The 25,221-nt window shown below is 66.1% G+C and carries 25 protein-coding genes and 2 pseudogenes; 15 read left to right on the top strand and 12 right to left on the bottom strand.

The window, feature by feature from the left end; translation table 11 throughout:
• The first annotated feature begins 78 nt into the window (after positions 1–78).
• Entirely contained in the window at positions 79–657 is a 579-nt protein-coding gene (locus tag A5753_RS16790) for a hemerythrin domain-containing protein (RefSeq protein ID WP_067130382.1), read from the top strand.
• Between the two features lie 52 nt (positions 658–709).
• On the opposite strand, the gene A5753_RS16795 is transcribed toward A5753_RS16790, so the two are convergent.
• Entirely contained in the window at positions 710–1,609 is a 900-nt protein-coding gene (locus A5753_RS16795; protein WP_067130385.1) for a manganese catalase family protein, read from the bottom strand.
• Between the two features lie 160 nt (positions 1,610–1,769).
• Here A5753_RS16795 and A5753_RS16800 point away from each other — a divergent pair, with 160 nt between their 5' ends.
• Positions 1,770–2,468: a GAF and ANTAR domain-containing protein gene (locus A5753_RS16800; RefSeq protein WP_067130388.1), complete on the top strand. Its 699-nt coding sequence runs from the start codon at positions 1,770–1,772 to the stop codon at positions 2,466–2,468.
• A gap of 100 nt (positions 2,469–2,568) precedes the next feature.
• Entirely contained in the window at positions 2,569–3,864 is a 1,296-nt protein-coding gene (locus tag A5753_RS16805; RefSeq protein WP_067130525.1) for an acyl-CoA dehydrogenase family protein, read from the top strand.
• A 10-nt stretch (positions 3,865–3,874) separates the two neighbouring features.
• Here A5753_RS16805 and A5753_RS16810 read toward each other — a convergent pair whose 3' ends face one another.
• Positions 3,875–4,330: a MaoC family dehydratase gene (locus A5753_RS16810; RefSeq protein WP_067130391.1), complete on the bottom strand. Its 456-nt coding sequence runs from the start codon at positions 4,328–4,330 to the stop codon at positions 3,875–3,877.
• 162 nt (positions 4,331–4,492) lie between these two features.
• Here A5753_RS16810 and A5753_RS24600 point away from each other — a divergent pair, with 162 nt between their 5' ends.
• Positions 4,493–4,666: a hypothetical protein gene (locus A5753_RS24600; RefSeq protein ID WP_165821753.1), complete on the top strand. Its 174-nt coding sequence runs from the start codon at positions 4,493–4,495 to the stop codon at positions 4,664–4,666.
• Between the two features lie 36 nt (positions 4,667–4,702).
• Here the strand turns inward: A5753_RS24600 and A5753_RS16815 are convergent, their stop codons facing one another.
• From A5753_RS16815 to A5753_RS16825, 3 genes are all read right to left on the bottom strand, one after another.
• A complete protein-coding gene (locus A5753_RS16815; protein WP_067130394.1) occupies positions 4,703–5,104 on the bottom strand; it encodes a DUF302 domain-containing protein in 402 nt (133 codons plus the stop codon).
• A 53-nt stretch (positions 5,105–5,157) separates the two neighbouring features.
• Positions 5,158–5,376, bottom strand: a complete 219-nt coding sequence (locus A5753_RS16820) for a hypothetical protein (protein ID WP_369829329.1) — start codon at positions 5,374–5,376, stop codon at positions 5,158–5,160.
• Between the two features lie 147 nt (positions 5,377–5,523).
• The gene (locus tag A5753_RS16825) at positions 5,524–5,832 is read right to left on the bottom strand and encodes a metal-sensitive transcriptional regulator (RefSeq protein ID WP_067130397.1); all 309 of its coding nucleotides are present in this window, start codon (positions 5,830–5,832) and stop codon (positions 5,524–5,526) included.
• 93 nt (positions 5,833–5,925) lie between these two features.
• On the opposite strand from A5753_RS16825, the pseudogene A5753_RS23985 reads away from it, so the two are divergent.
• The 7 genes and pseudogenes from A5753_RS23985 (at position 5,926) to A5753_RS16855 (ending at position 10,591) form a co-directional block, all read left to right on the top strand.
• A pseudogene (locus tag A5753_RS23985) lies at positions 5,926–6,357 on the top strand (MmpS family transport accessory protein).
• A pseudogene (locus A5753_RS16830) lies at positions 6,354–6,653 on the top strand (MMPL family transporter); the annotation flags it as partial. The pseudogenes A5753_RS23985 and A5753_RS16830, both read left to right, overlap by 4 nt.
• A 29-nt stretch (positions 6,654–6,682) precedes the next feature.
• Complete coding sequence (locus A5753_RS16835) at positions 6,683–7,180, top strand: metallophosphoesterase (protein ID WP_067130402.1); 498 nt, start codon at positions 6,683–6,685, stop codon at positions 7,178–7,180.
• 67 nt (positions 7,181–7,247) lie between these two features.
• The gene (locus A5753_RS16840) at positions 7,248–7,700 is read left to right on the top strand and encodes a MarR family winged helix-turn-helix transcriptional regulator (protein WP_067130405.1); all 453 of its coding nucleotides are present in this window, start codon (positions 7,248–7,250) and stop codon (positions 7,698–7,700) included.
• Positions 7,697–8,524, top strand: coding sequence for an ATP-binding cassette domain-containing protein (locus A5753_RS16845; RefSeq protein ID WP_067130409.1), 828 nt, complete (start codon positions 7,697–7,699; stop codon positions 8,522–8,524). The genes A5753_RS16840 and A5753_RS16845 overlap by 4 nt, the downstream gene beginning before the upstream one ends.
• Positions 8,514–9,332 (top strand): ABC transporter permease, encoded by an 819-nt coding sequence (locus A5753_RS16850; RefSeq protein WP_067130413.1) that lies wholly within the window; start codon positions 8,514–8,516, stop codon positions 9,330–9,332. The genes A5753_RS16845 and A5753_RS16850 overlap by 11 nt, the downstream gene beginning before the upstream one ends.
• A gap of 233 nt (positions 9,333–9,565) precedes the next feature.
• Positions 9,566–10,591, top strand: a complete 1,026-nt coding sequence (locus tag A5753_RS16855; RefSeq protein ID WP_067130418.1) for an esterase family protein — start codon at positions 9,566–9,568, stop codon at positions 10,589–10,591.
• A gap of 56 nt (positions 10,592–10,647) precedes the next feature.
• Here the strand turns inward: A5753_RS16855 and A5753_RS16860 are convergent, their stop codons facing one another.
• From A5753_RS16860 to A5753_RS16875, 4 genes are all read right to left on the bottom strand, one after another.
• Positions 10,648–11,334, bottom strand: a complete 687-nt coding sequence (locus A5753_RS16860; RefSeq protein WP_067130528.1) for a YoaK family protein — start codon at positions 11,332–11,334, stop codon at positions 10,648–10,650.
• Positions 11,335–11,402: 68 nt separating this feature from the next.
• Positions 11,403–12,752 (bottom strand): maltokinase, encoded by a 1,350-nt coding sequence (locus tag A5753_RS16865; RefSeq protein WP_067130422.1) that lies wholly within the window; start codon positions 12,750–12,752, stop codon positions 11,403–11,405.
• Positions 12,753–12,855: 103 nt separating this feature from the next.
• A complete protein-coding gene (gene treS / locus A5753_RS16870; protein ID WP_067130531.1) occupies positions 12,856–14,628 on the bottom strand; it encodes a maltose alpha-D-glucosyltransferase in 1,773 nt (590 codons plus the stop codon).
• 121 nt (positions 14,629–14,749) lie between these two features.
• Positions 14,750–15,832, bottom strand: a complete 1,083-nt coding sequence (locus A5753_RS16875; RefSeq protein WP_067130425.1) for a S1C family serine protease — start codon at positions 15,830–15,832, stop codon at positions 14,750–14,752.
• 162 nt (positions 15,833–15,994) lie between these two features.
• Between A5753_RS16875 and A5753_RS16880 the strand changes: the two genes are divergently transcribed.
• Together A5753_RS16880 and A5753_RS16885 are read left to right on the top strand one after the other, a co-directional pair.
• Positions 15,995–16,411 carry a TIGR03668 family PPOX class F420-dependent oxidoreductase gene (locus A5753_RS16880; protein ID WP_067130428.1) on the top strand — a complete coding sequence of 139 codons (417 nt, stop codon included), beginning with the start codon at positions 15,995–15,997 and terminating at the stop codon, positions 16,409–16,411.
• Positions 16,412–16,554: 143 nt separating this feature from the next.
• Positions 16,555–18,714 (top strand): elongation factor G-like protein EF-G2, encoded by a 2,160-nt coding sequence (locus tag A5753_RS16885; protein WP_067130431.1) that lies wholly within the window; start codon positions 16,555–16,557, stop codon positions 18,712–18,714.
• 6 nt (positions 18,715–18,720) lie between these two features.
• Here A5753_RS16885 and A5753_RS16890 read toward each other — a convergent pair whose 3' ends face one another.
• Positions 18,721–20,307, bottom strand: coding sequence for a FadD7 family fatty acid--CoA ligase (locus A5753_RS16890; protein WP_067130435.1), 1,587 nt, complete (start codon positions 20,305–20,307; stop codon positions 18,721–18,723).
• 240 nt (positions 20,308–20,547) lie between these two features.
• On the opposite strand from A5753_RS16890, the gene oxc reads away from it, so the two are divergent.
• Positions 20,548–22,296: an oxalyl-CoA decarboxylase gene (gene oxc, locus A5753_RS16895; RefSeq protein WP_067130437.1), complete on the top strand. Its 1,749-nt coding sequence runs from the start codon at positions 20,548–20,550 to the stop codon at positions 22,294–22,296.
• Here the strand turns inward: oxc and A5753_RS16900 are convergent.
• Complete coding sequence (locus A5753_RS16900) at positions 22,280–23,212, bottom strand: LysR family transcriptional regulator (RefSeq protein WP_067130534.1); 933 nt, start codon at positions 23,210–23,212, stop codon at positions 22,280–22,282. The genes oxc and A5753_RS16900 overlap by 17 nt on opposite strands.
• Before the next feature lie 393 nt (positions 23,213–23,605).
• On the opposite strand from A5753_RS16900, the gene A5753_RS16905 reads away from it, so the two are divergent.
• Positions 23,606–24,361: a L,D-transpeptidase family protein gene (locus A5753_RS16905; protein WP_067130440.1), complete on the top strand. Its 756-nt coding sequence runs from the start codon at positions 23,606–23,608 to the stop codon at positions 24,359–24,361.
• Between the two features lie 162 nt (positions 24,362–24,523).
• On the opposite strand, the gene A5753_RS16910 is transcribed toward A5753_RS16905, so the two are convergent.
• Positions 24,524–25,129: a hypothetical protein gene (locus tag A5753_RS16910; protein ID WP_067130443.1), complete on the bottom strand. Its 606-nt coding sequence runs from the start codon at positions 25,127–25,129 to the stop codon at positions 24,524–24,526.
• Positions 25,130–25,221: the final 92 nt, after the last annotated feature.

Consider the following 25,221-nt stretch of genomic DNA (forward strand, 5'->3'; position numbering starts at 1 on the left):
TCGGCCGCCTACCGTTTCGGTTTCGTCAGCCCGGGTATCCGCACCCAACTTCTAACAGCCCCAACTGGAAGGCACGGCATGGACGCAATAACTTTTCTTCGTCAGGACCATAAGAGCGTGCTCGGCTTATTGGAAACGCTGGACGGCGCGCCGTCGGGCTCCGGTGCACAGGCGAGCGGTCTGGAGACCATGGTGAACAACCTCATCATCGCCGAGTCACAGCACGAAGCGATCGAGGAGCAGTTTTTCTGGCCCGCGGTACGCGACGCGATCGGTGACGGACTCGTCGATAAGGCGATCGAGCAGGAGCAAGCCGGCAAGAAGCTGCTGCAGCGCCTCGAGGACGGCAAGCCGGGCGACCCGGATTACCACGAAGCGCTGCAGGAATTCGTCAAGGCGGGCCGTGAGCACATCGCCTACGAACAGAACGAGGTGTGGCCACAGGTCGAAACCGTGCTCAGCCGTGAGGAATTGGAGAAGATCGGCGCAAAGCTGGAGCAAGCGAAGAAAATCGCTCCGACGCGGCCGCACCCCGCTACCCCGCCCAACCCGACCGTGCTGAAAACGATGGGGATGGGGGCGGCGGCTGTCGACCATGTCCGCGACGCGCTCACCGGCCGCGCAGAGGACAATCCGCCGGACCCTCAGATGCACTGACGAGTTGCGGAGGCCGGGCGTTGAATACTCAGCGCCCGGCCTCCTTCTCCAATTAGCCGGTGGGAAGGTGCTGCTCGTGGGTGAACGGCTTCTCGGCGTTGATGGCCGGTGAGCCTTGCGGGTTCTCGGCAGCGCCGGTGTTCTTGCGAGCGGTCCCCCCAAGCCACTGCTCTTCGGGCTTTTCGACGTACTCCCACTCCATGCCCTCGGGCCAGGGTCCCTGTCCTTGGTTCCACGGACCGCGAACGGACTCGCCGCCTCCGTTGGACATGTTGAACGCCACGTTCTGGAAGCGTGGGTCACCCGGCAGCTGTCCCGGTGGGAAGTTCACCGGCAGCTCGTTGAGCGCGGCGCTGAATTGCTGGTAGTGCGCTATCTCGCGTGTCATCAAAAACGTCAGGGTGTCCTGTACACCAGGGTCGTCGGTGAACTGCTTGAGGTATTCGTAGACGACCTTCGCGCGCGATTCCGCCGCGACGTTGTTGCGCAGGTCCACGGTCGGGTCGCCGTTGGCGTCGATGTAGGCACCCGTCCAGTTGTTTCCCCCGGAATCCTTGACGTCGGGCCCGCCGCCACTGAGCACCAGGAACAGCGGATTGACCGATACCGAGTGGATGAGGCCGTCCCGGCCGCCGCCGTTGGCCGCCACCGCCGGCATCCAGTCACATTTCTCGTTGGCGATCTTGAGGTTGTCGTTGAGCCCGTCGAGCAGCATCGTGATCATCGATCCGACCATTTCGAGGTGGCTGAGCTCCTCGGTTGCGATGTCCATGAACAGGTCATACATTTTCGGGTTCTTCTGCCGCAGCACGAACGCCTGGGTGAAGTACTGCAGTGCCGCAGTGAGTTCGCCGTTCGCGCCGCCGAACTGTTCCATTAGCAGCGACGCGAAGCGAGGATCGGGTCGGTCGACGCGAACCTCGAATTGAAGATCTTTGTTGTGCACGAACACTGGGGCCTCCTGGGGGTCGAGATCGGGGTGTCGACGCCGGATACCCGGGCCCTATACGGCCAAACTCGGGCGGCAGCAAATTTCTCCGACGCTGTCTGCAAAGCGTTGGGCAGACCGCGGGGGGTGACGCGTGGGGCCACATCGTGGAGAATCCGGTCCTATGGAGTCTTTAGACGCGACCTCTCGGCACGAGCTGGCTACCCGCATGGCGGACCTTGCCCGAGATATCGCGGCGCCGCGCTCGCTCAACCGGGTTCTCGCCGACGTGACCGCCACGGCGGTGGAGCTGATACCGGCGGCGGACATCGCGGGGGTCTTGCTGGTGAAAGGGGGCGGCGATTTCGAATCGGTCGCCGACACCGACAGCCTGGTCGCCAAACTCGACAAGCTGCAGCACGACTTCGGTGAGGGTCCCTGCCACGACGCCGCGCTGAAAGAGACGATCGTGCGCACCGACGACCTCCGCGACGAACCTCGCTGGCCGAAATACGCACCGGCGGCCGTGGAACACGGTGTCCTCAGCAGCCTTTCGTTCAAGCTGTACACCACAGAGCGCACCGCCGGCGCCCTGAACCTGTTCAGTTTCCGGCCTAACGTGTGGGACACCGAAGGCGAAACCATCGGAAGTGTGTTCGCCGCGCATGCCGCCTCGGCGATCATGGCCGGGCGGCACGGACAGCAGATGCAATCGGCCCTGTCCACGCGAGATCGCATCGGCCAGGCCAAGGGCATCATCATGGAGCGCTACGGCGTCGACGATATGCGCGCCTTCGAACTGCTGCGCCGGCTTTCCCAGGAGAGCCAGACCAAGCTCATCGACGTCGCCCAGCGCGTGATTGAGACCCGCGGCGACGACTGATCCTCTGCTGCCCCGCTCTTCCTCCGCTGCCCCGTTCTAGGATGGAGTGGCTTCATCAACGAGTCCGGCGCGGCGTTGCGCCGGGGATTGGTTGGCCACGGTGTGGGACTTCGAAACCGACCCCGACTACCAGGCAAAGCTGGACTGGGTCGAGAAATTCATGGCCGAGGAGCTGGAACCGCTCGACCTGGTCGCACTCGACCCGTACGACAAGAAGAACGCCGAGATGATGGCCATCCTGCGGCCCTTGCAGCAGCAGGTGAAGGATCAGGGACTGTGGGCCGCCCACCTGCGCCCCGAGCTCGGCGGTCAGGGTTTCGGTCAAGTCAAGCTCGCACTTCTCAACGAGATCCTCGGCGGTTCCCGTTGGGCGCCTTCGGTCTTCGGCTGTCAGGCACCGGACTCCGGGAATGCCGAGATCCTCGCGCTGTTCGGCACCGACGAGCAGAAGGCACGCTACTTGCAGCCGTTGCTGGATGGCGAGATCACCTCGTGCTACTCGATGACCGAACCACAGGGTGGTTCGGATCCGGGGATGTTCGTGACGAGCGCGACCCGGGACGGAGACGACTGGGTCATCAACGGCGAGAAGTGGTTTTCCAGCAACGCCAAGCACGCGTCGTTCTTCATCGTCATGGCGGTGACCAAGCCCGACGCGCGCACGTACGACAAGATGTCGCTCTTCATCGTCCCCGGCGAGACCCCGGGCATCGAGATCATTCGGAACGTCGCGGTGGGGGGCGAGTCGGGTAAGCACGGCTCACACGGATACGTCCGCTACAACGATGTGCGCGTGCCGGCCGACCATGTCCTCGGCGGCGAGGGACAGGCATTCATGATCGCGCAGACCCGCCTCGGCGGTGGCCGCATCCATCACGCTATGCGCACGATTGCGCTGGCGCGCAAGGCTTTTGACATGATGTGCGAACGCGCGGTCTCGCGCCAGACCAGGCATGGGAAACTGGCCGACTTCCAGATGACCCAGGAAAAGATCGCCGACAGCTGGATCCAGATCGAGCAGTTCCGGCTGTTGGTGCTGCGCACTGCCTGGCTGATCGACAAGCACCACGACTATCAAAAGGTGCGCCGCGACATCGCGGCGGTGAAAGTGGCCATGCCGCAGGTGCTGCATGACGTCGCGCAGCGTGCCCTGCACCTGCACGGCGCGCTCGGCGTCTCCGACGAGATGCCGTTCGTCAAGATGCTGGTGGCCGCCGAATCGCTGGGCATCGCCGACGGCGCGACCGAGCTGCACAAGATGACGGTCGCCCGCCGGACGCTGCGCGAATACGAGCCGGTGACAACGCCTTTCCCCTCAGCCCATATCCCGACCAGGCGCACCGAAGCGCAGGCGCGACTGGCCGAGCGGCTGGAACGCGCGGTCGCCGAGTTTTGATGGCGGAGCGTCAGGCGACGAAACGAACCACGCTTTCGGCCACGCACGCCGGCTTGGCCGAATTCTCGATCTCGACGGTGGTCGAGAGGGTCGCCTGCACGGCGCCGTTACCCACGTCGTCGACGCTGACCAAGGAACTCTGCGCGCGTACCCGAGAGCCGACCGGAACCGGGGCGGGGAAGCGAACCTTGTTGAGGCCGTAGTTGATTGCGAGCTTGATGCCATTGACGGTGTAGATCTGGTGCTGCAGCTGCGGCAGCAGCGCCAAGGTCATGAACCCGTGGGCGATGGTTTTGCCGAACGGACCGGACGCTGCCCGCTCGGGGTCGACGTGGATCCACTGGTGATCGCCGGTCGCATCGGCGAACAGGTTGACGTCTTCCTGGGTGACGGTGACCCAGTCGCTGTGCCCGAGGTCTTCGCCCACGGCGGCGGAAAGTTCGGTGACTGATTCGAAGGTGCGCATTGAAGTTTTCTCCTTGGTTTCGGCTGCTAAGAATAGCGCCGGGACTGCAAGCCCCGGCCAGCCCGCCGATGCGGCTGCGCTGAACATTGCTGTTCGCGGCTGTTTCGCGCGAGCTGCCGGGGGAATCCCCCGGGAACCGCCACCACCGAAAAGGACGCCATCATGCCAGATCACAAGGGCCACAAAGCCGAGGAAGACGTGGACGCTGAGACACACCAGACTCAGTCCCGCGCCGCCGCGGGCGAGGAAGACGGCTCGTATGTGGGGGCTGCAGGTTCAGATGACTCGTTTGACGCCGGTGAGTCGGGCGCAGAAGCTCGCAGCCAGGACGGTTAGTCCCGACTGCGAGCGCTTGGGCCCGCGGCGGCCGAGTTATCCCAGCGCGCCGATCGCCGCTTGCAGCTTGGCGGTGGCCTGGTCGGCGACCTCCTGTAGAGCTCCCAGCTCGCCGGTCACCTTGACCATGAGTTGGGGATCCATCGCTTCGACCAGAACCGCATCGGCAGCACCAGCGGGATCGGACCGCACTACCACGTTGCACGGCAATAGCTGGCCGATCTGGCGGTGGATGCCCAGCGCGCGATGCGCGAGCGCGGGGTTGCAGGCGCCCAGAATGAGGTAATTCTCCATGTCCTCGCCGAGCTTCTGCTTCAGCGTGGCCTTGACGTCGATTGTCGTCAGGACGCCAAAACCCTGATCCGCCAATGCCTTTGTCGTCCGGTCCACCGCATCCTCGAACGAGGTGTGCAGCGTGGTGCTCAACGTCGATGTCATTCTTTCCTCCTTATTTCAGCGTCGACCTGGTCGAGATCTCGCCACGTCTGCGGCTAGGCCGCGGTGCGTGGCCGTTGCAGCCGAGCGAACTGCGGAGTTGCGGCCAAAGTGGCCACCGCGTCGAAAAGTGCGAGCGCGGCCTCCGCGTCTGGTACTGCAGTGAGCACCGGCCCGAAAAATGTGTGGCCGCCAATCTGCAGGATCGGGCTGCCGCCGGTTTCACCCAGCGCGCGTTGTCCCGCCTCGTGTTGGTTTCGGATGAAGTCATCCATGGACGCGTCCGAGACCGCCGCCACTTCTGCGCCGCGGGCCCCCGCCGCCAGCAAGACGTGCGCAACGAGATCGGCGCTGACAGGTTCCGAGCGGTCGAAGTACCGCAGGGGACATTGCCTTTACCCCTCTCTCGGCAGCGTGGCCCTTCAGGCCAGGCTCAGAAACAGTTTCTCCAGGTCATCGATGGAGACGGCCGGCTGATCGGCTGGCCGCGTGATGCAGTCACGCAGCCCGGACGCGATGATCTTGAAGCCCGCGCGATCCAGGGCCTTCGAAACCGCCGCCAACTGAGTGACGACGTCTTTGCAGCTGCGACCGTGCTCGATCATCGAGATGACGCCCCCGAGCTGACCGTGCGCCCGCCGTAACCGGGCGAGGACGGCGTCGATGTCGCCGGGGTCGTGCTTGGCGACATCTGTGTTGTGCGATCCGCTGCCGTTACCTTCGCTTGCCATGGCTCCTGTATACCATACCCCGTATGGTATACGCTACCGTTGCACGTCGAAAGCGCTCGACCACTACGACAACGCGCCGCGAAAGGAAGTCCCATGCTCACGTTTCTCAAGAAGGCTTGGGTTGCCACTCGTCGTCGTGGTGGCGGTTGCCCTCGGAGGTGAAGCCGTCATGCGCTTGCGGGGCGTGTTCGGCTCCGACGAGATCTTTTCGGCCACCGGAGCCGGCGCCGCACCACTGGAAGCTTCCCACGTGAAGCGGGTCACCTACGAGGTCTATGGACCCGCAGACACAGCAGGCAGCGTGAACTACTTGGACAAGCACGCGCAGCCGGAACGGGCGACTTTTACCCGCTTGCCCTGGACTCTCACGGTCGCAACGACAGCGCCGGCCGCCCTGACCAGCGTTGTGGCGCAGGGCAATAGCGACAACATCGGATGCCGCATCACCGTTGATGGCAAGGTCGAAGACGAGCGGTCGTCGGCCGGGCATCAAGCGCAACCTCGTGTCTGGTCAAGGCCGCATGAAAGCCGGCAGCGAAAGCCGACCGAAATTCATGCGATTCGTCCGCGCCTTCGCGTGGCCGATCCTGCTGGCATGGCTACTGCTGACCGTCGCGCTGAACGTGTTTGTGCCGCCGATTGAATCGGTCGCACGAAACCACGCGGTGACCATGTCGCCTCAAGACGCACCCGCGATGATCGCCGCCAAACACCTGGGGAAGACGTTTCACGAGTCAGACTCCGACAGCATGGCGATGATCGTGCTGGAGAGCGATGGCCCACTTGGGGATGAGGCACACCGCTATTACGACGGCCTGGTGACCCGGACCGATTGGCGCAAGATGGGGCTGTGAGGCTGCTGCTGATTGCCGATACCCACATCCCCAAAAGGGCCCGCGACTTGCCCGCGCCGGTATGGAACGAGGTGTCCGAGGCCGACGTCGTCGTCCACGCCGGCGACTGGATAGCGCCGGAGTTCCTCGACGAGCTCGAGGCCCGGGCGGCCCGGGTGGTGGGCTGCTGGGGAAACAACGACGGCCCGGCGTTGCGGGCGAGGTTGCCCGAACGTGCGGACGTACAGCTGGCGGGGGTCCGGTTCACCGTCGTGCACGAGACCGGCGCCGCGAGCGGGCGCGACGTCCGGATGTCACGGCTCTACCCCGATAGTCAGGTGCTGGTCTTCGGGCACAGCCACATTCCGTGGGACACCACCACCGAGACCGGGTTGCGCCTGCTCAATCCCGGGTCGCCGACGGACCGCCGCAGGCAACCGTTCTGCACGTACATGACCGCGTGCGTCGGGGGCGGCGAGCTCACCGACGTCGTCCTGCATCGCCTTTCCAAGTAGCGGGTACATAACCGATACATAGCTTCCACACATAGATAGCTCCGCTACAGAGGTATTATGGGCGCATATGAAATCGCGTACTGATGTCGCGGGCGAGCTGTTTGGCGTGGTCGGTAGGTTCCGTCGGCAACTCCGCAGGTCGGCTGGCCGCGGCTTCGATTCGTCGCGACTGTCCGAGTCTCAATCGGAGCTGTTGTGGCTGGTCGGGCGCCGGCCGGGGATTTCGGTCAGCATCGCGGCCGCCGAGCTCGGGCTGGTGCCCAACACCGCCTCGACCCTGGTCACCAAGCTGGTGTCCGACGGACTGTTGCTGCGGACGGCGGGAGACACCGACCGCCGGGTCTGCCAACTCCGGCTCGCCGAGCCCGCCCAGCAGATCGTCGATGCATCACGCGCCACCCGGCGGGCATTGCTGTCCGAGGTGATCGACGAACTCGACGACGACCAAATCGAGTATTTGACAAAAGGATTGGAGGTCCTGGACACGATGACCCAAAAACTGCAAGAGCAGCGATCATGAGCGGATCGCTGCCGATGGCGGTCGATGGCCGCAACCTGACCTATCGCTATGGCCAGTTCACCGCCGTCGACGATGTGACATTGCAGGTGCGGCCCGGCGAGACCATGGGCCTGCTGGGGCCCAATGGGGCCGGTAAGACAACCATGGTCCGGATGCTGACCACGCTGACCCCCGTGCAGCACGGCGAACTGCGTATCTTCGGAATGGACGCACGCCGCCAAACCACCGACATCAGAAGCAATATCGGCTATGTGCCGCAACAGCTTTCGATAGAGCCCGCGCTCACCGGCCGGCAGAATGTGGCGTGGTTCGCACGGTTGTACGGCGTTCCTCGCAGCGAGCGCGCCGACCGCGTCGATCAGGCGCTGGCCGCCATGGATCTCATCGAGGTCGCCGACCGACTGGCGTCGTCGTACTCCGGCGGCATGGTGCGCCGCCTCGAGGTGGCGCAGGCGCTGGTCAACCGCCCGTCGCTGCTGATGCTCGACGAACCGACCGTCGGCCTGGACCCCATCGCGCGTGACGGCGTATGGGCGCAGGTGCAAGAGATGCAGGCGCAGTTCGGCATGACCGTGCTGCTGACCACCCACTACATGGAGGAGGCCGACGCGTTGTGCGACCGGGTCGCACTGATGCACCGCGGCCAGCTACGCGCCGTCGGTACCCCCGACAAGTTGAAGGCGACGGTATCGCCGTCGGCCACCCTCGAGGACGTGTTCCGCCACTACGCGGCATCGAATCTGGACGAGGAGGATCCAGCGGAAGCCAACGGGTCCATTCGCGAAATCCGTTCCAGCAGAAAGGTGGCGCGCCGTGTCGGCTGATAACGCCGTGGCGGGCACGCTGATCCGCGCCCCACGTGGCTGGCAACGAATCGGCGCGCTGTCCAGTCGGATCGGAGCATTCGCGATCGTCGAACTGCAAAAGCTGCAACACGACCGGACCGAGCTGGTCACCCGGATGGTGCAGCCCGCGTTGTGGTTGTTGATCTTCGGAACCACGTTCAGCCACCTGCATGTCATCCCCACCGGGTCGGTGTCGTATCTGGCATTTCTGGCACCGGGGATCATCGCCCAGTCGGCGCTGTTCATCTCCATTTTCTATGGGATACAGATCATTTGGGATCGAGACGCGGGCGTGCTGGCCAAACTCATGGTGACGCCCGCCCCGGCGTCGGCGCTGATCACCGGCAAGGCGTTTGCCGCCGGTGTCCGTTCGGTGGCCCAGGTGGTCGGCGTGCTGGCGCTGGCGTATGTGATGGGTGTCGGCCTGACGGTCAATCCGCTGCGGATCGTGGCGGCAATGGCCATCGTCATGCTCGGCGCCGCGTTCTTCGCCTGCCTGTCTATGACCCTGGCCGGCCTGGTGCGCAATCGCGACCGCCTGATGGGGATCGGCCAGGCGATCACGATGCCGCTGTTCTTCGCGTCCAACGCGCTGTACCCGGTCGACGTGATGCCGGCGTGGCTGCACGTGCTGAGCAAGGTCAACCCGCTCAGTTACGAGGTGAACGCGCTGCGCGGACTGCTGATCGGCACCCCCTTCAACCCCGCCGACATCGTCGTGCTGGTGGTGGCCGCTGTGCTCGGAATCGTCACGGCATCAACGCTTTTACGCCGCCTGGTGGCCTGAGGCGTTGTGCGGCGGTAGCGCATGCGCTAGCGTATCGCAAGGTGGGCGCATGGTTTCGAGAGCCGATCGTGACCCGACCGTGACGATTTCCGCGCGAGGCCCAATCGTTAGCTAACCGCGATCTGACATCCCGGCCGCGACAAGCGAATTCAACCGTCCCGCTGTGTTTCACTCCCCGAGAACAGATTCGACCGCACCTTGCGGCAGATGAAAGTTGGGATGGGTAGAGAGCTATGTCCTTCTTCGAAAAGTTGCGTGGCGCAGCGGCTACCATGCCGTGCCGACTGGCGATCGCGGCAGTGGGCGCCTCCCTGCTGTCGGGTCTCGCGGTAGCCTCCGGCGGCTCCCCCGTCGCGGGGGCATTCTCCAAGCCCGGCCTTCCGGTGGAATACCTCGACGTGCCCTCGCCGTCGATGGGCCGCAACATCAAGGTCCAATTCCAGGGCGGCGGATCGCACGCCGTTTACCTGCTCGACGGCCTGCGCGCGCAAGACGATTACAACGGCTGGGACATCAACACCCCAGCCTTCGAGGAGTTCTACCAGTCCGGCCTGTCGGTGATCATGCCCGTCGGCGGCCAGTCCAGCTTCTACAGCAACTGGTACCAGCCGTCGTCGGGTAATGGACAGAACTACACCTACAAGTGGGAGACCTTCCTGACCCAGGAAATGCCGCTGTGGATGCAGGCCAACAAGCAGGTCTCCCCGGCCGGCAACGCGGCGGTGGGCCTGTCGATGTCGGGCGGCTCCGCGTTGATCCTGGCGTCCTACTACCCGCAGCAGTTCCCGTACGCCGCGGCGCTGTCTGGCTTCCTCAACCCCTCCGAGGGCTGGTGGCCCACCCTGATCGGGTTGGCGATGAACGACGCGGGTGGCTACAACGCCAACAGCATGTGGGGCCCGTCCAACGACCCCGCATGGAAGCGCAACGACCCGATGATCCAAATCCCGCGGCTGGTCGCCAACAACACCCGCGTCTGGGTCTACTGCGGTAACGGCACCCCGAGCGACCTCGGGGGCGACAACATGCCGGCCAAGTTCCTGGAGGGCATGACGCTGCGCACCAACGAGCAGTTCCAGAACAGCTACGTGGCCGCCGGCGGACGCAACGCGGTGTGGAACTTCCCCGCCAACGGGACGCACTCGTGGCCGTACTGGAACCAGCAGTTGGTCGCGATGAAGCCCGACATCCTGCAAACCCTCAACACGGTCAACGCCGCGCCGGCTAGCGCCCCCACCGCTAACCCACCCGCGGCCTGAGGCCAAAGCCAGCATCGGCAGTAGCGCACCGGTCAGCGCTACTGCCGATGCTCTTTTCACGCCTCGTCGAGCAGGGCCCGGCGATCGGAGTGGAAGTAGGTGTAGCCGGTGGTCAGCCCGCACACGACGGTGGCCACCACCAGCATCCACGTCCCGTTGACCAGCGTGCTGATGAAGCCGCCCACCGTCGCGCCGACCGTGAAGCTGGCGAACAGCAGGAAGTAGCCCAGCCAATCCGCCGCCGTCCCGCCCGCGATGTGACGTTCGATCCCCTGGCCCATCTTCACCAGCGTGCCGGTCACGTAGCTCAGCGGGACCGACACCTCGCCGTCCTTGACGAACGATGTGTTCAAAGTGCCAATCCCGAAGGCCACCAACATGATCGGTGCGAAGTCGAGCAGGTTCTCCTCCCAGCCCTCATCGACGATGTCGACAATGGTGGCCGCGGCCAGACTGAACGTCGTGAGCACCGTCGGGCCGTGCGGGTGCGCCACCCAGAAGTGCCGCCGGCACACCGAGGCAACCACCACGCCCGCGACGAAGCAGGCGATCAACACACCCGCCGTGACCGACAGCAGCAAGTCGCCGCGAAAATACCCGAGCACCGCGCGCTGGGCGTTACCGGTCATGAACGTCACGAAGTAGCCGGCGGAGTGGGTGAAGGCGGTGGCCCCCAGCACACCCGCGAGTGCGGCCAGCACCCACGACAATCGTGATTCGCTGTTGTTTATCTCACTCGGCACACGCACATGCTTTCAGACGGCCGCGGCACGCGCAGCGCACGCGAAGCCGGCCCGATGGCGGCGACCCGTCAGGCGGCGGTCAGACGAGCGATGGAGCGCAACGGAATTGGCAGCCAGCCCGGCCGGTGCCGCGCCTCGTAGCCTGCCTCGTAGACGGCTTTGTCCAGCTCGTAGGCGGCCAGCAGTTGCGCCGAATCGCGCGGGTCCGTCCCCGAGCCGGCCGCGTAGCCGTCGCAGAAGGCCGTGCGGTTGCGCGCGACCCACTCCCGGGCGCGGGCCGCCAACTGCTTGTCGTTCGCGTGGTCGACCAGCGGTCCGTACGCGGCGTATTCGAACGACCGCAGTACGCCTGCCACGTCGCGCAACGCTGAGTCGGGCGCCCGGCGCTCCTCGAGCGGCTGTCCGGGTTCGCCCTCGAAATCGATGAGCAACCAGCGCTCCGGCGTGCGCAGTACCTGGCCCAGGTGCAGATCGCCGTGGATGCGCTGGACGGTGATCGTCTCCGAGACCAATTTCTGGAATCGCTCTTCGATCGTTGCCGCGTGCTCCTCGAGCGCGGGAACCAGCGCCACCGTCGAGGTCAGCCGCGACAGCACGTTGTCCACCGGGAAAACGGCCTGCGAGGTACCCAGCGTCTCGGCCAGAGTGGCGTGCACCGACGCCACCGCCTCGCCGAGTCGGTAGGACTCACCGGCGAAGTCGCCGCCGACCTCGTACGCGTAGAGGTCGCCCTCGGCGAACAGGTCGCGGACGCTGGCGGTGGCCATCGCCCAGCCTTCGGCGGAATTTGCGGCGAACTCGGTCACCATACCCAGCGGGGACACCTCGTCGGCGCCGCCGTCCGGACCTGTCATCTCGTAGGTTCCCAGCAGCCGCGCGACGTGCGGGTTGCCGGCCCGGCCGAGCACCCGGTTCAGCTCGACGTCGGGATTGATGCCGCTGCTGACCCGGCGGAAGACCTTGAAGATGGCGTCGCGGTCGAAGATGACGCTGGTGTTGGACTGCTCGGCATCGGACACGTGCGCCATCGCCTTTAGCGGCAGCTTCGCGTCCGGCTCCTTGGCGAAGTTGACCTCGGTGCCGGACGCGCTGCGCGAGGCGGACGAGTCGATGAGCGAGAGCAGAAAACGCGGCGCATCGGCGTCGTACATGGCGTCGAAGCCGGTCCGGTTGTCGGCGGCGCCGATGGTGGCGACGTTGCTGTATTCGGAGACCGGCGGGGCATCCCAGCGCACGATCACCTGGTATCGGTGCCGGGAACCGTCGACGTAGTCGGCGTCGACGAGCACCAGGTCGAGGCCGTCGCCGAGCGGGACGACCACGCTCGCCTCTGCGCTGGACAGTTCACGGTTGCGTCCGGCGTACCAACGTTGCTGTGGAAGCCACTCAGACCAAGGCAGCTTGGCCGGCTGAGTCATTTGCGCCACTCCTTCTCGTCGGCTCCGTCCCCCGCCGGCGGGTGGGGGTACCTCCCGCTTGTGGGGGCGGACCCGCATTGCATCGTCGCGGTGCGAGCCCTCATCATGAATCCTCCTCGCATCCGGTCAACTGGAACCAGTAGAACCCGTGTCCCGGCAGTGTGAGCAGGTAGGGCAGGTGGCCGATGCGCGGAAACTCCACCTGCCCGGTCAGCTCCACGGGCGTGCAACCGCTCCAATGCTGGAGGTTCAGCTCGATCGGCTGGGGGAAACGCGACAGGTTGTTGACGCACAGCACGGTGTCGCCGTCTTCGGACACCTGCCGCACGAAGGCGAGCACCGAGGGGTTCGAACCGCCCAGCTCCTCGAACGTCCCGATCGCGAAGGCCTCGTGCCGGCGCCGCACCGCCAGCATCGTCCGGGTGAAGTTGAGCAGCGACGTGGAGGTGTCGCGCTGCGCCTCCACGTTCACCGCCTGATAACCGTAGACGGAGTCCTGGCTGGGCGGCAGATAAAGCCTGCCCGGGTTCGCCTTCGAGAAACCCGCGTTGCGGTCCGGTGTCCACTGCATCGGTGTGCGCACCCCGTCGCGGTCACCCAGCCAGATCACGTCACCCATGCCGATCTCGTCGCCGTAGTACAGCACCGGTGAGCCGGGCAGCGACATAAGCAGGGCGGTGAACAGCTCGATCTGGTTGCGGTCGTTATCCAGCAGCGGCGCCAGCCGGCGGCGGATCCCGACATTGGCCTTCATCCGCGGATCCTTGGCGTACTCGGAGTACATGTAGTCGCGTTCTTCGTCGGAGACCATCTCCAGCGTCAACTCGTCGTGGTTACGCAGGAAGATCCCCCACTGCGCCATATCGGGGATCTCGGGCGTCTGGGCCAGGATCTCCGAAATCGGAAAGCGCGATTCCCGGCGCACCGCCATGAAGATGCGCGGCATCAGCGGGAAGTGAAAAGCCATGTGGCATTCGTCGCCGCCGGTGGTGGTGTCGCCGAAGTACTCGACCACGTCGGCCGGCCACTGATTGGCCTCGGCAAGCAGCACCCGGCCGGGGAATTCATCGTCGATGACCTTGCGGACGCGCTTGAGGAAGGCGTGCGTCTCGGGCAGGTTCTCGCAGTTGGTGCCCTCGCGTTCGAAGAGGTAGGGCACCGCGTCCAGGCGGAAACCGTCGATACCAAGCTCGAGCCAGAACCGGAGCACGTCGATCATGGCTTCCTGGACGGCCGGGTTGTCGTAGTTCAGGTCGGGCTGGTGGGAGAAGAACCGGTGCCAGTAGAACTGTTTGCGCACCGGGTCGAAGGTCCAGTTCGACTCTTCGGTGTCGATGAAGATGATCCGGGCGTCGGTGTACTTCTCGCTGGTGTCGCTCCACACGTAGAAGTCGCCGTACGGACCGTCGGGGTCGTGCCGCGACTCCTGAAACCAGGGGTGTGAATCGGAGGTGTGGTTCATCACCAGGTCGGTGATCACCCGGATGCCCCGCTCGTGCGCGGCGTTGAGCAGCGCGACGAAATCCTCAACCGTCCCGAACTCGGGCAGCACCTTGTAGAAGTCCCGGATGTCGTACCCGCCGTCGCGTAGGGGCGAGTCGTAGAAAGGCGGCAACCAGATGCAGTCGATGCCCAGCCACTGCAGGTAGTCCAATCGTTGCAGCAACCCGCGCAGGTCGCCGGACCCGTCCGCATTGCCGTCGAGGAACGCCCGCACCAGCACCTCGTAGAACACCGCGTGCTTGAACCAGGTCGGGTCGGTGGGCAGCGCGGTGGCGTTGTTGAAGTCCTCGGCGTCGGGGTGCTCCACGACGCCGTCCTGGACGTGACTGCCCCCCTCGGGATGGTGCTCGACAGCTTCTCTTGCGTCGTTCATCAAATCCACGATGCCACGGGTACCCTGGGCGCCACTTTCGGAATCACGCCCCCACGCTTACGCCGAAATACGCGCGGTCGCAAACGAATTGGCCACCCACCCGGTTCCGTCAGTGCGGATGTCAGGCCGGCGGTCCCTCCGCCAGGGTGATGTTCACGGTGTGATCGCCACCGTTATCGGACCGGTAGTGCACCGCGATGTTATCCCCGGGGTGATGCGGGACGAGCGCCGCCGTCATGGACGTCGCGCCGTTGATCGCGACGTTGTCGACGCCGGTGATGACGTCGCCTGGCGCGATGCCGGCGGCCGCGGCGGGACCGTTGCTGACTACCCGCTGCACCCGCGCGCCGTTGCCATTGTTGTCCATCACACCCAGGCCGAGGAAGGCGGTGGGACCGATGTGAACCGTGCTCGAACCGGCGCCGGACCGGATCTGCCCGGCCACCCCCATCGCGCGTCCGATGGGAATGGCGAAGCCCTGCCCACCCGACATCTTGTAACTGTCGGTGGCGGCGGTGTCCACACCGATCACCTGCCCGGCGTTGTTCACCATGGGCCCACCGGAGTCACCGGGCTTGATCGGGGCGTCCGCCTGGATCAGGCCGCCCAGGCTCTCTTGCGCGCCGGTCAGCGTGTCGGTCGCCGACACACTCTGGTTGAGCGCGACGACCTTGCCGGCCACGGCGTTGGGCGTGCCGCCCTGGCCATTGACGTTTCCGAGGGCGACGATGGGCTCGCCCACGGTGGCCTCGCCGCCGATCGCGGCGGTGGGAAGGCCGGACGCGCCGCGAAGTTGCAGCACCGCGATGTCCTGCGTGCGGTCGTAGCCGATCACGTCAACGGCATAGGTCTGGCCGTTGCCGACGGCGAATGCGGTGATGTCGGTAGCGCCGGAGATGACGTGGTTGTTGGTCAGCACGACGCCGTTGGGATCGATCACGATGCCGGTTCCAGCACCCACCGCGTCGTTGTAGCCGAATTTGGTGTCGATGTTGACCACCTGCGGCCCGACCTGACCGACCGCCGCCGATGGGTCGAGTGGCGCCAAGGGACGGTCGATGAACCGATCCAGCGTCAGGTCCGACGGTGACGCCGACGCCGGCGCAAGGCCCACGCCGGACCCCAGACCAAGGCCCAATCCGATCACGGTCAGCACGCTGACCAACCATGACCGCAGGACCGAGCGGTGGCGCGGTTTGCTCATCGGTGTCACCCTCCTGCTTCGCGGTAGAGAACAAACTGTCCCGGCCTCAGGCTCCTGGCGGCACATTTGTGTGTATATAACCGTAATGCAGGTAGCTATGCACGGCATGTGTGAGGTTCCGACCATCCGGTCCTCACCTACCGCGCGTCTTAAGCTGGCACGGTGGGCGAATTCGAACCCAAGGCCAGCTTCGGCCGGGCCCGGGTAGCCCGACTGGCCACGGTCGCGCCCGGTGGCATACCGCACCTGGTCCCGGTGGTCTTCGCGGTCGCGGCCGACAACGGCGACGTGGTCTACACGGCCGTCGACGCGAAGCCGAAAACGACGCGGCGGCTGCGCCGCCTGGCCAACATCGACAGCAACCCCCGGGTGAGCCTGCTCGTGGATCACTACGCCGACGACTGGACTCAGCTGTGGTGGGTGCGCGTCGACGGCGTCGCCACCGTCCACACCGACGGCGACGCCCTTGAGCTTGGGCGCCTCCTGCTGCGCGCGAAATACCCGCAGTATCAATCGGTTTCGTTGGACGGCCCGGTGATCGAGGTCGCGGTGCGGCGTTGGTCCAGCTGGCATTACTGAGCGGTGGCTCGGCGGGCGGGTCGCCGCAACGGCACCTGATCTGATCCGACGGTCTTGTGGTCGACCGAAGTTGGGTGGATGGTAGCTAGATAGGTGCTGGCTAGGACAGCAATGGCGCGCGCCGGGCAACCTGGAGGAAAGTCATGGCCGACAGGACAAACGCTTCCCAAGGAGCGGGGAACGCTCCTACCCCCAACGGTCCCGACGAAATCCGCAACGTGGTGCTGGTTGGCCCGTCGGGTGGCGGCAAAACCACACTCGTAGAAGCCTTGTTGGTCGCCGCGGGTGTGCTGACCCGGAGCGGCTCGGTCGCCGACGGCAGCACGGTTTGCGACTACGACGATGCCGAGATTCGCCAACAACGGTCGGTGGGCGTGGCGGTGGCGTCCCTGTCGCACGACGGCATCAAGGTGAACCTGGTCGACACTCCCGGATACGCCGACTTCGTCGGCGAGTTGCGGGCGGGGCTACGCGCCGCGGATTGCGCGCTGTTCGTCATCGCGGCCAACGAAGGCGTGGATCAGCCCACCAAGTCGCTATGGCAGGAATGCGACCAGGTCGGCATGCCCCGCGCCGTGGTGATCACCAAGCTCAACCACACCCGGGCGAACTACTCCGAGGCGCTGGCAGCTGCGCAGAATGCGTTCGGCGACAAGGTTTTACCGCTCTACCTGCCCACCGGCCTGCCGTCCTGCCACGGCCTGATCGGGCTGTTGTCGCAGACGCGTTACGAATACACCGACGGCACCCGCACCGTGCAACCGCCGGACCCCTCCGACGCCGAGCAGATCGAGGAGGCGCGCGGCGCCCTGATCGAGGGGATCATCGAGGAGTCCGAGGACGAGTCGCTGATGGAGCGCTATCTCGGGGGCGAGGTCATCGACGAGTCCGTGCTCATCCAGGATTTGGAGCAGGCCGTCGCCCGGGGCTCGTTCTTCCCGGTGATCCCGGTCTGCAGCAGCAGCGGCGTGGGCACCCTGGAATTGCTGGAGGTCGCCACCCGCGGCTTCCCGTCTCCGATGGAACACCCACTGCCGGAGGTCTTCACCCAGGTCGGTGCTCCGCACGCGAGCCTGACGTGTGCCCCGGACGCGCCATTGCTCGCGGAGGTGGTGAAGACGACGTCGGACCCCTACGTCGGCAGGGTCAGTCTGGTCCGGGTATTCGCCGGGACCATCAGGCCCGACACGACAGTTCATGTGTCGGGCCACTTTGCGTCGTTCTTCGGCACCGGCAACGGCAGTGGCCATGCGCATCCCGACCACGACGAGGACGAGCGCATCGGGGTGCTGTCCTTCCCGCTGGGCAAGCAGCAGCGCCCTGCGCCGGCGGTGGTGGCGGGTGACATCTGCGCGATCGGCAAACTGAGCCGCGCGGAAACGGGTGACACACTTTCGGATAAGTCGGAGCCATTGGTCTTGAAGCCCTGGACCATGCCCGAGCCGCTGCTGCCGATCGCGATCGCGGCCCACGCCAAGACGGACGAGGACAAGCTGTCGGTGGGGCTGGGACGGTTGGCCGCCGAAGACCCGACCCTGCGGATCGAGCAGAACCAGGAGACCCACCAGATCGTGCTGTGGTGCATGGGCGAGTCCCACGCCGGCGTCGTGCTCGAGGCGCTGGCCAACCGGTACGGCGTCACCGTCGACACCGTGGAACTGCGCGTCCCGCTGCGAGAAACGTTCGCCGGCAAGGCGAAAGGGCATGGGCGCCACGTCAAGCAGTCGGGCGGGCACGGCCAGTACGCGGTGTGCGACATCGAGGTGGAGCCCTTACCGGAAGGCTCGGGGTTCGAGTTCGTCGACAAGGTGGTCGGCGGAGCGGTGCCGCGGCAATTCATTCCGAGCGTGGAGAAGGGCGTGCGGGCCCAGATGGAGAAGGGCGTGCACGCGGGCTACCCGGTGGTTGATATCCGGGTCACGCTGCTCGACGGCAAGGCCCACAGCGTCGACTCGTCGGACTTCGCGTTCCAGATGGCGGGCTCGCTGGCGTTGCGGGAGGCCGCCGCGGCGACCAAGGTGGCGCTGCTCGAACCCATCGATGAGATCTCGGTCCTGGTGCCCGACGATTTCGTCGGCGCGGTGATGGGTGATCTGTCCAGCCGGCGCGGGCGAGTGCTCGGCTCCGACACCGCGGGCAACGAGCGCACCGTGGTCAATGCGGAGGTGCCGCAGGTGGAGTTGACCCGCTATGCCATCGACTTGCGGTCCCTGGCCCACGGGGCCGCGTCGTTCACCCGGTCGTTCGCGCGGTACGAACCCATGCCGGAATCTGCGGCCGCCCGACTGCACGCCGCCGTCTAGAACTCCTCAGCCCTTGCGGCCGAACCGCTCCGCCACCGCGCGCCGGTCCAGCGAACCTTTCGCGGTGTGCGGCAATTCGCCGGTCTGCTGGAACTCGGCGGGCACCTCGAAGGGCGCCAGACGGCCACGGCAGAACGCCGTCAGTTCGTCGGCCGTCGGCGCCGCGGATCCGCGCGCGACGATGACCGCGGCCACGGTCTCGCCGTACAGCTTGTCCGGCACGCCGAACACGCCGACCTCCAGCACGTCGGGGTGGGTGGCCAGGATGCCCTCGACGCGCTCCGGCGAAATCTTTTCCCCGCCCCGGTTGATGAGCTCCTTGATGCGGCCGCGGATGACGAGGTCGCCGGCCGACGACAGCGTGCCCAAGTCGCCGGTGTGCAACCATCCCTCGGTGAAGTTGGCGGCGGTGATGGAGGGGTCGCCGAGGTAGCCCCGCACCACGGTCGGTCCGTGCAGCCAGACTTCGCCGACCGTCTCCGGCGGCAGCGCCCGGCCGTCGGGTCCGGCGATCCGGATTTCCGGTCCGGTCGACCGCCCGACGAGTCCGGGTGTGGCACCGGGGTTTTCACTCCTTCCGGCACCACCGATGGCCGTCGTCGCCACCTGGTGGGTCGACTCGGTCATCCCGAAGGCGCACACCACCGGCGCCGAGAAGGTATCGTGCAGCGCCTGCGCGGTCTCGGCGGTCAGCGGCGCGCTGCAACTCCGGATGAACCGCAGCGCGTGCGTGCCACCCGGCTGCTCGGTTCGGGCGCGCTCCAGCAGAATCTGATGGATCGTCGGGACGGCGGTGTACCAGGTGGCCCCGACGGCCTCGATGTCGTCCCAGAAGGTGTGCGCCGAGAACTTTCCCCGTGCGGGCAGCAGCACCGCTCCCCCGGATACCAGGGTGCCCAGCAGCGCCGCGAGCAGGCCGTGCCCGTGGTAGAGCGGCATCACCGCCACCGTCGCGTCCCGCGACCCCAGCCCGTAACCGTCGATGATGGCGGCGACCGAGCGGGCGATGTTGTGGCGCGTCCACGGAACCATCTTGGGCACACCGGTGGTTCCGCCGGTGAACATGATCATGGCGTCGTCGTCGCGTAACCCCTCCGGAGTCGACACGTCACGCAGTGGGGCCGCGGTCACGTCCAGGCTGACCGTCGCGGCGGTGCCGTCAGACCCGACGGCCACCGCGATCGGCCACGACGGCAAGCCGTCGGGTGCGGCCGCGACGCTGTCGCCGGACCGGTCGACGAGCACGGCCCGGGCGCCCACCGCCGCGCTGCGAGCACGCTGTTCGGCGGGGGGGAGGGCCGGATCCAGCGGAACCACAACAAGATCCGCGCGCGACGCCGCCAACAGCCCGACGACGAATTCGGCGTTGCTGCCGGCGCGCAGCGCCACCCGGTCGCCGCGCAGCAAACCGGCGGCCTTCAGCTGCGCGGCCAGGTCATCGATTAGCCGGAGCAGATCGCCATAGTCGACCGGTAGGTGCTCGGCGGTGACCACGAGCGCGGGCGCCTCCGGCGATCGGCGTGCGGCCGCCTCGACCAGATCGGCGATGCTGGTGGATTCTGTCGACCCCGCACCGCTGTCACTCGACCCCATCGCCGAACTCCTTCCGCTGTTGCTCACCGATGCCACCCTGCCGGTCGGCTTCCTGGTGCGTCCAATACCGATTCGCTCACGACCGATAACCGGCGGCTATCGAGCCGCCTCAACACAGCCCCGACGTGCAACGATAGACAACGTAAATCGCCGGATAGTGCCATCGACTTGGACACTTGGTGCGCGCTCGGGTCACAGTGATGGCGACGGCAGTACCGCAAGCATTTGAGGAGTCGCCACATGTCCGCAGCTCCGGCATCTCCCACCCCGACACGCCAGATCGATGGGTTCCACCTCGTGGTGGACGCGCTGAAGGCCAACGACGTCGGGACCATCTACGGGATCGTCGGCATCCCGATCACCGACCTCGCCCGCGTCGCGCAGGCGTCCGGGATCCGCTACATCGGTTTCCGGCAGGAGAACTCGGCTGGCAACGCCGCGGCCGCCGCCGGATTCCTGACCCGACGACCCGGAGTGTGCCTCACGACCTCCGGACCCGGTTTCCTCAATGGCCTGCCCGCCCTGGCGAATGCGACGACGAACTGCTTTCCGATGATCCAGATCTCCGGCTCCAGCAATCGGGCGCTGGTGGATCTGCAACGAGGCGACTACCAGGACCTCGACCAGCTCAACGCGGCGAAGCCGTTCGCCAAGGCGGCCTATCGGATCAACCGGATCGAAGACATCGGGCGCGGCGTCGCGCGTGCCATTCGCACCGCCGTCTCCGGACGGCCCGGCGGCGTCTATCTGGACATCCCCGGTGAGGTTCTGGGCCAGGCCATGGACGTTGGCGCCGCGGCGGAGACAGTCTGGCGCGTCATCGACCCCGCCCCTCGACAGCTGCCGGCGCCGGACGCCGTCGATCGCGCGATCGGTGTGCTGGCTCGAGCGCGGCGACCGTTGATCGTGCTCGGCAAGGGCGCCGCGTATGCCCAGGCCGACAACGTGATTCGGAAATTCGTCGAGGCTACCAAGTTTCCGTTCCTGCCGATGTCGATGGCCAAGGGCCTACTGCCGGATTCGCATCCGCAGTCCGCCGCGGCCGCCCGCTCGCTGGCGATCTCGCGCGCCGACGCTGTCCTGCTGGTCGGTGCGCGGCTGAATTGGCTTCTGGGGCATGGTGAGTCGCCGCAATGGAGTCGCGAGGCCAAATTCGTCCAGGTGGACATCGCCGCGTCCGAATTCGACAGCAACCAGCAAGTCGCGCCGCTGGCCGCAGACATCGGATCGGCGATGTCCGCGCTGTGTGACGCCGTGGCCGCCCGGCCGATCACCGCGCCGGCGCAGTGGACCAGCGAGCTGGCCGAACGCACGGCACGCAACGAAGCGAAGATGAGCGAGCGCCTGGCCGAAAACCCGCACCCGATGCGGTTTTACAACGCCCTCGGTGCAATTCGTTCTGTGCTGCAGGACAACCGGGACGTGTACGTCGTCAACGAAGGCGCCAATGCGCTCGATCTGGCCCGCAATGTCATCGACATGGAGCTGCCCCGCCACCGGCTGGACACCGGAACCTGGGGCGTGATGGGCATCGGGATGGGCTATGCCATCGCCGCCGCCGTCGAGACCGGCAACCCGGTGGTCGCGATCGAAGGCGACAGCGCATTCGGCTTCAGCGGCATGGAGGTCGAGACCATCTGCCGTTACCGGCTACCGGTGACCGTCGTCATCCTCAACAACGGTGGCGTCTACCGCGGCGACGAGGCCACACCCGGCACGGCCGCGACGAGATCGGATCCTGCCCCGACGGTGCTGAACGCCCGGGCGCGACACGAGCTGCTCGCGGAAGCGTTCGGCGGCAAGGGGTATCACGTCACCACGCCGTCCGAACTGCGCGCAGCGCTGTCCGAAACGATCGACACTCGTGCGCCGTCGATCATCGACTGCGAACTCGACCCGTCGGCGGGGGTGGAAAGCGGGCACCTGTCCAACCTGAACCCGGCCACCGCGGCCGCCCCGGCGCCGGGCGCGGTCAGCGCCGGCGAGTGAGCCCCAGCAGTTGGGCGTCGAAGAATTCGTCGAGCGCCAGCTGCCCGGCGGCGGTGGCAAGCGCGCGGGCGATCGGCGACCCCGGTCCGCTCGAGTTGGTGGCCAGGGCCACATCGGCTTTGAGAACCGGATCGACCAATTCCACCGCCCTGATGGCCGGACCCAACGGCGACGTCCACAGCCAGGTGTGCGGCACGATCGACGCCCAGTTGCCCGCCGATACCTGAGCGAATAACGAAGCGACGGAATCGGTTTCGACCTGCGGGCTGACAGTGATGGAATGGTCGGCGAACGATTTGTCGATGATCTGTCGGTCACGCATCGCGGGCGTGAGTAACGCCAGCGGCAACTGCGCTGCCTCCACCCAGGTCATCGTCGCCGCCCCGGATCCCAGCATGTCCGCCGGCGCCAGCAACACATATCGCTCCTCGTACAGCGAAACCAGGTTCACGTCGTGAGCCTCTTCGGGCGCCGCATGCACGATGGCGGCATCGATCTCGAACTCGCGCAGGCGCCGGTACAGTTCGCTGGCCGCCAGCCGAGAGAGGATGTGCACCTTCACCAATGGGTGCGCCGAACAGAACGTCGAGAGCACCAGCGACGCGGTGGTGGAGGCGGTGGGAACGGTGCCCAGCCGAAGCGCCCCGGTGATCCCCGAGCGCACGGCGTCCACTTCGGACTTGAACGCGTCGTGTTCGGCGAGAATCCGCCTGGCCCACACCACCAACCGCTCGCCTTCGGGAGTGAGGCCTTCGAAGCTGTGCCCGCGGTTGATCAGCGTGACGTTCAGTTCCCGTTCCAGCTTGGCGATCGCGGCCGAGAGCGCCGGCTGGGAGACAAAGCATTTCTCGGCCGCCCGGGCGAAGTGCCGCTCGGAAGCGACCGCCACGAAGTACTCCAGTTGACGGAAGAGCACCCGCACTCCTCGGGTTCGGCCTGGGCCCGTGGGCACCGATCCGCTGAGGCTAGCGCGTTGCCGACGGGCGGGCCAGCCGAAGTTTGCGCCGCGGCCAATGCGGCTATTCCCACGGATTCGGCCTACGGGGCGGGTCGTGACACTGCGGCCGCGAAAGCTGAAGCATCGGTACCGGTTTCACGCAACTGCGGCCTGGCATCCCGCAGTCGTAATGGATCGCGACGGCGTGGCGGCACCCACACGACGGGGTTCGGACGCGGTTGAACTCGATCGGTGACCGAATCGTTACCGTGACGACCGAGCCGGGCTGTCATTGTTTGCTGAAACCGGTGGTCAGTGGGTAACCAGTAGGATATCGGTGTGTTGGTCACACCATCTCGAAGGGCGGACGGTATGCGTCGGGGTGTTCGTTATCTATTTGTTATGGTCGCGATCACAGCTGTGGGCCTGGTGGCGCCGGTCGGTCGCAGCACCGCCGCCGTGCCGCAACCGCAAACCAGCCCCGAGATCGCCTCGATTTTGCCCGCCGATGGCGCCGTGGTGGGGGTCGCCCACCCGGTCGTGGTGACCTTCACCGCTCCGGTGGCCGATCGCACCGCCGTCGAACGGTCAATCCACGTCACGTCGCCCAGCGGCACCCCCGGACACTTCAACTGGGTCCACAACACTGTCGTGCAGTGGGTTCCCGACCAGTATTGGCCCGCCCACACCCATGTGTCGGTCGGCGTGCAGGCTCTGTCGACGGGCTTCGACACTGGCGATTCGCTACTGGGCGTCGCCAGCATCTCCAAGCACACCTTCACCGTCAGCAGGAACGGCGAGGTCCTGCGCACCATGCCGGCGTCGATGGGCAAGCCCAGCCGGCCCACCCCGATCGGTAGCTTCACCGCGTTGGAAAAGCAGCGCACCGTGGTGATGGACTCCCGCACCATCGGCATTCCGCTCAGCTCCCCCGAGGGATACAAGATCACCGCCCAGTACGCCGTACGCGTCACGTGGAGCGGCGTCTACGTCCACTCGGCACCGTGGTCGGTTGACTCCCAAGGCAACGCCAACGTCAGTCATGGCTGCATCAACCTCAGCCCCGACAACGCCGCCTGGTACTTCAATGAAGTGAACGTTGGAGACCCCATCCAGGTCGTGGCCTGAGCGCCGCCTCATCGCCGGCGCGGCCCGGGCTGCCCGGCGGGCGCACTGTGCGGGGTGGCACACGGTCACACCGAATGATGGCGATGGCGATGGCGTTGGCGTGCGGGCGCCGAAAATTGTAGCGGGCGAGGGCTTTTCACATCTGCCGAAGGCAAGGCCGAGCTAGCCTGCTAGCCCGGCCTTTATCGCCGCATCTTGCTTGCGGCCGATGTCGAGCGCTACGGCCGGATCGACCGGCTCGGTGGGCGGGTTGTCGAATTCCAGGGTCACCAGCGCCTTGCCTTCGGTGAAAACCAAGACCATCATCGCTTGGGAATTGTCCGGGGAGGTACCCGAAATCGTTACGCCGTTCGCGCCGACGGCGAGCGGTTGCCAGCTGCCGCTCACCTTGCCGTTGTAACTGCCTTGGGTGGCGGCTAATTCGGCGGCGGCCGCCGACGGATCGGGGGCGACCACGATGGTGTCCCACAGCCGACGGCTGCTGTCGCCGTTGGCGAACAGCTGGGCAACCCCCGGAGCATTGTTCGGGTTGAGCATGGGCGACTGCGGCGCGGTGAGGCCGCCACCGACGTCGTTCGACTTGATCAGCAAGAAGCCGTAGTCCGTGGGCTTTCCCGACGGCGGACCGGTGACCGCGCTCGAACTGGTCGAAGCGGGGGAAGTCGACGACGGCGACGAGGCTTTGTCGGTGCTGCCGCATCCGGCGCTCGCGCTGATTACGACGATGGCAACGGCCAAGCCGGCGGTGCCGCTTCGACCAACTTGCACGCCTGCTCCCTCCAGGTGTCATCGGTTTCCGGCTTTCACCGCGGCTCCCGGTGCCGCCGGCGAAACACTGGTGCAAACCAGGCTTGCTACGA

Source organism: Mycobacterium sp. 852002-51971_SCH5477799-a, from assembly GCF_001667145.1.
Classification (GTDB): domain Bacteria; phylum Actinomycetota; class Actinomycetes; order Mycobacteriales; family Mycobacteriaceae; genus Mycobacterium.